Here is a 7,721-nt window from a genome sequence, read left to right as displayed (position 1 = left end):
CAGACCCGCACCACAGGGGCGGCACAGATCCAGTCAAAAACAACCAATTCATATAAATAAATCGGTATCAATAAACTTGGCACACTATTGAGTTCTCAAACAACAGACACATTCGAATATTCCCGGAACCAATTCATTGCTGAATTTCTTTTCCGTATTTCTTCGCTGCGATGTTTCAATCTTATTTCATAATTCTTCACTTTGCAAATCCGGGATATTTACCCGATATTCACTCTCCGAAAAGAATTTCCCCACCAAGATTCGAAGCAATTCTTCATTCCCACGCTTTGCGTGAGTCGAATTGCTTCGTAGTTGTTGGGGGTGGTCACCGCTCAACGGCGGCAACTCAGAAAACATTACACGCTCCCCCGCGGCCGTGCAAATCGACCGGGGGGAGCGTGTAAAGGGGCGGTTCAGTGGCCGGAAGGGCCGGGATCAGGCGACCCGAACAGTAGCAAGGTTCTTCTTGCCCTTCCGCAGCAGCAGGTACTTCCCATGCAGGAGCTGGGCCGGGTCAACAACGGCATCCGGATCCGAGATTTTGGCGTTGTTCACGTAGGCGCCGCCCTCCCCTACGGTCCGGCGGGCTGCAGACTTGCTTTCCGAAAGACCGGTTGCCACGAGCAGGTCGATGATCCCCAAGCCGGCCCGGTCAACGGCGACGGAAGGAAGCTCGGACGTCGCTGCTGCCAGGGTGTCCTCGTCCAGCACAGAGAGGTCGCCGTTGCCGAACACCGCAGCGGAAGCAGCGATGACTTTTTCAGTGGCGTCCACTCCGTGCACCAGCGATGTCACCTCGTACGCAAGGCGGCGCTGGCCATCACGTGCAAACGGCTTGTCTGCGACCTGCTGTGCCAACGCTTCGATTTCCGCCCGGGAAAGGAAGGTAAAGATCTTGAGGCGGTCAACGACGTCGGCGTCAGCAGTGTTCACCCAGAACTGGTAGAAGGCGTACGGGCTGCACATGGCCGAATCCAGCCAGATGGCGTTGCCTTCGCTCTTACCGAACTTGGTTCCATCCGCGTTGGTGATCAGCGGCGTGCCCAGGGCGTGGACACTCTTTCCCTCAACCTTGCGGATGAGCTCCGTTCCGCTGGTGAGGTTGCCCCACTGATCCGATCCACCGGTCTGCAGGACACAGCCGTAATCACGGTACAGCTGCAGGTAGTCCATACCCTGCAGGATCTGGTAGCTGAATTCCGTGTAGCTGATGCCTTCATCGGAGTTCAGGCGCGACGCCACCGCGTCCTTGCGGAGCATGGTTCCCACGCGGAAGTGCTTGCCGATCTCGCGAAGAAAATCGATAGCGGACAGCGGAGCGGTCCAATCGAGATTGTTCACGATGCGCGCTGCGTTATCCCCCTCGAAGCTGAGGAAGCGGCTCACTTGGCTCTGGAGGTAGCCGACCCACTCGGTGACGGTGTCCTTGGTGTTCAAGGTGCGTTCCGCCGTCGGACGCGGATCCCCGATGAGGCCGGTGGATCCGCCCACCAGGCCCAGGGGGCGATGGCCCGCCAGCTGCAGGCGGCGAAGCACCAGCAGCTGGACAAGGTTGCCCAGGTGCAGGCTCGGTGCCGTGGGGTCGAATCCACAGTAATACGTAATGGGGTCACCGGAGAGCAGTTTTTCCAACTCGGCTTCGTCGGTGGATACGTGGATCAAACCGCGCCATTTGAGTTCCTGCCAGACGTTGGCGAAGGAGGCGTCGTTCTGCTGGGATTGAAGGTTGTTGAGTTGCGGCACGATTCCTAAGTTAGCAGGAATCGTGCCGCCAGGGCTCAGCGCTCGATGCCTGCCGGCACCTCTCCGGCCGCGATCAGCCGCAGCCGCTGCGTGGGGCGGGTCATGGCAACGTAAAGGTCGCCCACCCGTCCGTGTTCCTGGTTCAGCAGCGCGGACGGCTCCAGAATGATGACGCCGTCGAACTCCAGCCCCTTTGCTTCCCTGGGACTGATCACCACGATGTCCTGGGCGTAGCTTCCGGCACCCGTGCCGACCCTGTTGCCATAGGCACCCCGGAGTGCGGAAGCCGCCTGCTGCAGCAGTTCCCCCTCCGCGATAACCGCGAGGAGGCCGCCGTCGAGAACGTCAAGTTCCTCCGGCAGGACTTCCAACAGCCGGTCCATCATGGCCTCCGACTCAACGTGGTCGATGATCGGGGACCATTTACCCTCGCGGACCGCTTTGGGAGCGGACACCACCAGACCGGCGGCATTGGCCATGCGCACTGCGGCTTCGGCGATCTGCGACGGCGTCCGGTAGTTAACCGTCAATTCCTCCATCTGCCAGCGGTCACCAAACAGCGGACCAAGAGCCGACTGCCAGGAGTTGGCGCCCGCCACCGAGCTGGTCTGTGCGATGTCTCCGACGATGGTGAAGGACTTCAGCGGGCAGCGCCGCACCAGGAGCCGCCACTGCATGGGCGAAAGTTCCTGCGCCTCGTCGACCACGATGTGACCGAACGCCCAGGTCCTGTCGCTCGTGGCGCGTTCGGCCGCCGTCTGGCGGGTCTCACGTTCCTGGTTCTGCTCCATGAGCTCTTCGGCGGACATCATCACGTTGTAGCCGGCAGTTTCCATGTTGACCAGGGTCTGCTTGGCGTTGGCGAGGTCGCGGGCGCGGTCGCTTTCCTGCTGCGCCAGGCCGCGGCCGGCCGCAGGATCGAGCTCGCCCAGCAATTCCGCGGCTTCATCCAGCAACGGCACGTCCGATTCGGTCCACGGCGCATCTGCGGGACGGGCGAGCAGGGCCCGTTCTGCATCGGTGAGATGCGGCGTGCAGGCCTCGAGGATGGCCGGCTTGCTGAACAGTTCGGAGATGAGCTTGGTGGGCGTCATCGGCATCCAGCACAGGTTCAGGGCAATCCTGACATCCCTGGCGCTGCGGACGTCCTCGGCCAGGTAGGAACGGTCGGCGTTGTTGCCCAGGCTGCCGGCCTCGACGAGCTCCGTGAGCTGTTCGGTCAGCTCGCGAAGCAGGATCTTCACGAAGGTGAGCCTGGCCTCGTTGTGCGGCTTCCCGGTGGAACGGGCACGGTCCCGGGCGCGGCGGACCTGGCGCGGAGTGAGGACCAGGCGCCGGCCGTCAACTTCGAGGATCCGGTTCTCAGCAGGAATGCGCTGCCGGTTGGCCACCGCATTGGCCACGACATCGGCCATGTCCAGCCGGCCCTTGAGCGCAGCAACTGATCCTTCCGGTTCAGCTTCCGCCTGAATGCCGGGCATCAGGCGGCCAAGGCTGGCCATGACCACGCCGGTCTCGCCGAGGGACGGCAGGACCCTCTCGATGTACTTCATGAACGACGACGATGGGCCCACCAGCAACACGCCGGCGGTCTTCAGGCGTTCCCGGTGGGTATACAACAGGTAGGCGGCACGGTGCAGCGCAACGGCGGTCTTGCCCGTTCCGGGCCCACCCTGGACCACCAGGGCACCCGAGATGGACGAGCGGATAATGCGGTCCTGTTCGGACTGGATGGTGCCCACAATGTCCGACATGCGTCCGGTGCGCTTGGAATTCAGGGCCGCAAGCAGGGCTCCCTCGCCCTGCAGGGAATCGGCATCGGAGAGCATGTCCGGATCCAGGACGTCGTCCTCAATGGCTTTGACTTCACGGCCTTGGAGAATCAGGTGGCGCCGGCGGCGGACGCCCTGCCGGTCGAAGGCCGTGGCCTGATAGAAATGGCCGGCTTCAGGTGCACGCCAGTCCACCATCAGCCGTTGCAGGTCTTCGGTGGTCAAGCCGATCCTGCCGATGTACTGGGCCTCACCGGAATCAAGGTCAAGGCGTCCGAAAACAAGGCGGTCGTCGACGGCGTCGAGCTGGGCGAGGCGGTCCTCGTACAGTGCTGCGAAGGCGTCACGTTCCGAAACGTTCTGCATGGTGCCCACCCCGCCGGCGCGGCGCACCTTGGCCAGCTGGTCGCGTTTTTCCGCGCGCAATTCATCAAGCCGGGCATACAAACCGGCAACGTAGGTCCGTTCGTGGACCAAATCAGCGTCGAGCATCGAGGCGTTCCCCTATCGCAAAATACGGACCGTCCATTCTACAGCCATTTTGATTAACGCGGCGGAAACAGCACAGATTTTCCTCGGCGCCCCGAAAGGCGTTCAGCATCAGGCGCTACCGGCTCGAGCTACTGCACTGAGCGCGGCCGGGCAGCCTTGTACCTGGAGACTGAGGGATCGCCCGGCAACCAGTACCGCCATGGATAACTGTCGGTTCCGCCATGGCCGGAAACTCCCACCCGCGGTCCGGTTTCCACCTCCGGTGCCGGTTGCGAGGGAAGTACCAGTTCGAAGGGGTACGCCAGCGCATCCCGGCCGCTGTCCGCCGTCGTTACTCCCAGAACAGTGGCCAGCCGCGCGGGCCCGCTGGCGAGGTCCGCATCACGCTTTGACGCAGGGCGGCGGGCGCGCGCCAGCTCCAGACCCTCCACCACGGTCCCGGCGCGCAGAAGAACTCCCGATGCGGCGCCTTCAGGCCCGCAAACGAGGTTCGCACAGTGATGCATCCCGTACGTGAAGTAGACGTACAGGTGGCCGGGAGGGCCGAACATGGGCGCATTGCGCGGCGTTTGGCCCCGGTAGGTATGGGAGCCCGGATCGGGAAACTCCGAATCGTGCGGGCCAAGGTAAGCCTCCACCTCGGACAAACGGACTGACACAGTTCCTGCACGGCCATGATGGGTCAGGACAGCACCCAACAGCCGGGCAGCCACCTCCCGGGCGTCTCCGGACAACACAGTCCTCAGCGCCTCAGGTGTGCGGCCCTTGCCTTGCGTTTCACTCATCCTCCGACTCTAACCGGCACCGCGGTCACCGTTACAGCCGTGTCCGATTTCCGCTAGCCCGGGTGCTGGACGGCTGGCAGGATGGACCTATGGACTTCTGGCAGCGCTACCGGGCTATCGATACCCGCGATACCCGTTTTGATGGCCAGTTCTTCACCGCAGTGCGGAGTACCGGTATCTATTGCCGTCCCTCCTGCCCCGCCAGGACGCCGAAAGCCGCAAACGTCACGTTCTACGAGACCTCGGCGGCCGCCCACGAGGCCGGCTACCGCGCCTGCAAGCGGTGCCTCCCCGAGGCCGTCCCGGGAACTCCGGCCTGGAACGTCCGGCAGGATATTGCCGGCCGGGCCATGCGCCTGATCAATGACGGCGTCATCAACCGCGACGGCGTGGAAGGCCTCGCGGCCCGGCTTGGCTATTCCGCCCGTCAGCTGAACCGCATTCTAAGCCAGGAACTGGGCGCGGGACCCCTCTCGCTGGCGCGCGCCAGCCGGGCGCAGACGGCACGCACACTGCTGGTGTCGACACCGATGAAGATCGTGGACGTCGCCTTCGCGGCGGGATTCACCAGCGTCCGGCAGTTCAACGAGACCATCGGCGAGGTGTTTGCCATGACGCCCACGGCGTTACGGGCAACCGCACGCCACCCCCGCGCCGCTGCGGAGATTGCCACCACCACAGCCCTGACCCTCAACCTGCCCGTCCGGAAACCGTTCGACCCCGGGATCTTCAGCTTCCTTGCGGTCCGCGCCATTGCGCGAATCGAGTCGGGAAGCGAAACGGGCTACGCGAGGAACCTACGCCTCCCGCACGGTGACGCCGCCTTCCACGTGGAGTACGACGGCGGCACGCGCCCAGGTGCCGACGGCCAACTCACGCTGACGGTGGACGCCGTAGACCTCCGGGACCTGGCAGCACTGCTCAGCCGCGTCCGTAGGTTGTTCGACCTGGACGCTGATCCGCAGGCAGTGGATGCCGTACTGGCCACAGACCACCGCCTGGCAGCGTCCGTAGCGGCCTTTCCCGGGATGCGGATGCCCGGTGCCGTGGACCCGCAGGAATTGTTAGTCCGGGCCATGATCGGTCAGCAGATTACGGTTGCAGCAGCAAGGACGGCACTCACGGAACTCTCGGCCGTTGGCAGTGCCAGCCGGGCGCCGTCCGAAGGACTGGACCGGTTGTTCCCCACAGCGGCGGAAATCGCCGCGAACGGACGCGGCGCCCTGCGGGGCCCGCAACGACGGATCGATTCCCTCATTACCGCCGCCGAACGGATGGCGTCCGGCGAACTGGACTTCGGCTACGGCGATGATCTTCCAGGGCTCCAGGCAAAGCTCCTGCCGCTTCCCGGCGTCGGGCCCTGGACAGTTGGCTATGCCGCTATGCGGATCCTCGGTTCCCCTGACATCTTTCTGGCCAACGATGCCGCCGTCCGGAACGGCGTGCGGCGGCTGGCAGGAACTGCAGGAAGCACTGGCCTCTCCCCCGATTTCCTGGAAGTCAGCCCCTGGCGCTCCTACGCAACAATGCACTTGTGGCGTGCGGCGCTGAAGACTTCCCCCACCATGAAAGTAAAACCATGACCGCACAGCTCCTGACCATGAACACCGCGGACGGACCATTCACGATCATCGCCCGTGACGGCATAGTGCTGTCCTCGGGCTGGACGGCCGATCCCGCACAACTGACGGGCCAGATCCACCCGAACCTGCTGCCTGCGGAATTGCGGGCCGTGGGCTCACTGGGCAGTATCTCGGAGGCCGTCGAGGCCTTTTACGCCGGCGATCCCGTCCCGGCCATGGGGGTGCCCGTACTGCAGAAATCCGGCCCGTTCCGCAGCAATGCGTGGAACATCCTGCGGACCGTCCGCCCTGGAAAGCCGGTGACATACACCGAATATGCTGCCCTTGCCGGTAACGCCAAGGCGGTCCGGGCAGCCGCCAGCGCCTGTGCCTTCAACGCTGCGGCGCTGTTCGTCCCCTGCCACAGGGTGATCCGCACCGACGGGTCACTGGGTGGCTTCCGCTGGGGCCTCGCCGTGAAGGAAAGCCTGCTGGCACGCGAGGCGGCCTAGGGGCGGGCCTGAACAAGCTCGACAACCGGCCTGTTCGTTGCCTGCTGCTGCTTCCTGCTATTGAGCTGCCGGAGTCCCGGCCGGCCACGGCAGCAGTCCCGGAAGTTCGACGCCGTCTGCTGCAGCCTGTGCCCTCAGGCTGCCAAGGCTCGGTTCCCGTCCTGCTAGCCACGCCGCGATATCCGTGATCATGCCGCTGACGACGGTGGTGCGGCTTCCGCTGCCAATACTTACCGGTGGCAGGCCAAGGGGCTGTAGCACCACCTTTACCTCAGGCTGGATCCGGGCAGCCAGGAACTCAAACAGATGCTCGCAGAACGGCCGGCTCCAGGTTTCCGGGCCGCTTCCGGTGCCCAGGTCCGAGGTGTGGATCACCAGTTCACGCCACAGTGCCAGGCCGCCGTCCAGAACCACTCCGCTGCGGTAGGCGATGGGGGCCCACCAGCCGATGCGATGAGCCGCAGAGTCCTTGACATCGGGAAGCGAATCAAAATCCTTCAAGACCCGGCGCAGGGCATCCTGTAGATCTGCAACATGCTGGGCCGCACGATGGCCGGCAGACGTCTCAATGGCTTCGGTGCGGCCTTCATAGCCGCCATCGTACAGCTCGATCTTTTCGCCTCTCGCGGCGTACTCGAGCTGCCTGGCCATGGCATTGCAGATGCCGGTGAGATGGGCAAGAACATGGCCGCGGGTCCAGTCCGGCAGGGCTGACGGGGCTGCCACGTCCCCATCCGTAAGCTTGGCGGCCGTGCTGACAGCGACGTCGGCGGCCTGGTGGAGTTCGGCGAGCAGTGCGTCGGGCGCAGGGGAAGTCATGGCGCTCATCCTAACCGGATCCCAGTACCGGATCCT

At 64.0% G+C, this 7,721-nt stretch carries 6 protein-coding genes; 2 read left to right on the top strand and 4 right to left on the bottom strand.

The genetic code is table 11. The features are described from left to right. Positions 1-435: 435 nt before the first annotated feature. The 3 genes from tyrS to AC50X5_RS16750 all read right to left on the bottom strand — a co-directional run bounded on the left by tyrS (position 436) and on the right by AC50X5_RS16750 (position 4,792). Complete coding sequence (tyrS, locus tag AC50X5_RS16760) at positions 436-1,743, bottom strand: tyrosine--tRNA ligase (RefSeq protein WP_494977205.1); 1,308 nt, start codon at positions 1,741-1,743, stop codon at positions 436-438. 35 nt (positions 1,744-1,778) lie between these two features. Next, a complete protein-coding gene (locus AC50X5_RS16755; RefSeq protein ID WP_494977204.1) occupies positions 1,779-4,007 on the bottom strand; it encodes a HelD family protein in 2,229 nt (742 codons plus the stop codon). Positions 4,008-4,135: 128 nt separating this feature from the next. Beyond that, on the bottom strand, positions 4,136-4,792 hold the full coding sequence (locus tag AC50X5_RS16750) for a DNA-3-methyladenine glycosylase (RefSeq protein ID WP_494977203.1): 657 nt from the start codon (positions 4,790-4,792) through the stop codon (positions 4,136-4,138). A gap of 89 nt (positions 4,793-4,881) precedes the next feature. Here AC50X5_RS16750 and AC50X5_RS16745 point away from each other — a divergent pair, with 89 nt between their 5' ends. Then, complete coding sequence (locus tag AC50X5_RS16745; protein ID WP_494977202.1) at positions 4,882-6,375, top strand: AlkA N-terminal domain-containing protein; 1,494 nt, start codon at positions 4,882-4,884, stop codon at positions 6,373-6,375. After that, on the top strand, positions 6,372-6,866 hold the full coding sequence (locus AC50X5_RS16740) for a methylated-DNA--[protein]-cysteine S-methyltransferase (RefSeq protein WP_494977201.1): 495 nt from the start codon (positions 6,372-6,374) through the stop codon (positions 6,864-6,866). The genes AC50X5_RS16745 and AC50X5_RS16740 overlap by 4 nt, the downstream gene beginning before the upstream one ends. Positions 6,867-6,923: 57 nt before the next feature. Here the strand turns inward: AC50X5_RS16740 and AC50X5_RS16735 are convergent, their stop codons facing one another. Then, positions 6,924-7,685, bottom strand: coding sequence for a maleylpyruvate isomerase family mycothiol-dependent enzyme (locus tag AC50X5_RS16735; protein ID WP_494977200.1), 762 nt, complete (start codon positions 7,683-7,685; stop codon positions 6,924-6,926). Positions 7,686-7,721: the final 36 nt, after the last annotated feature.

The organism is Pseudarthrobacter sp. MDT1-40-2, assembly GCF_059383595.1.
Note: the sequence above shows the minus strand (reverse complement) of the source record. Positions and strands in the feature narration are given on the sequence as shown.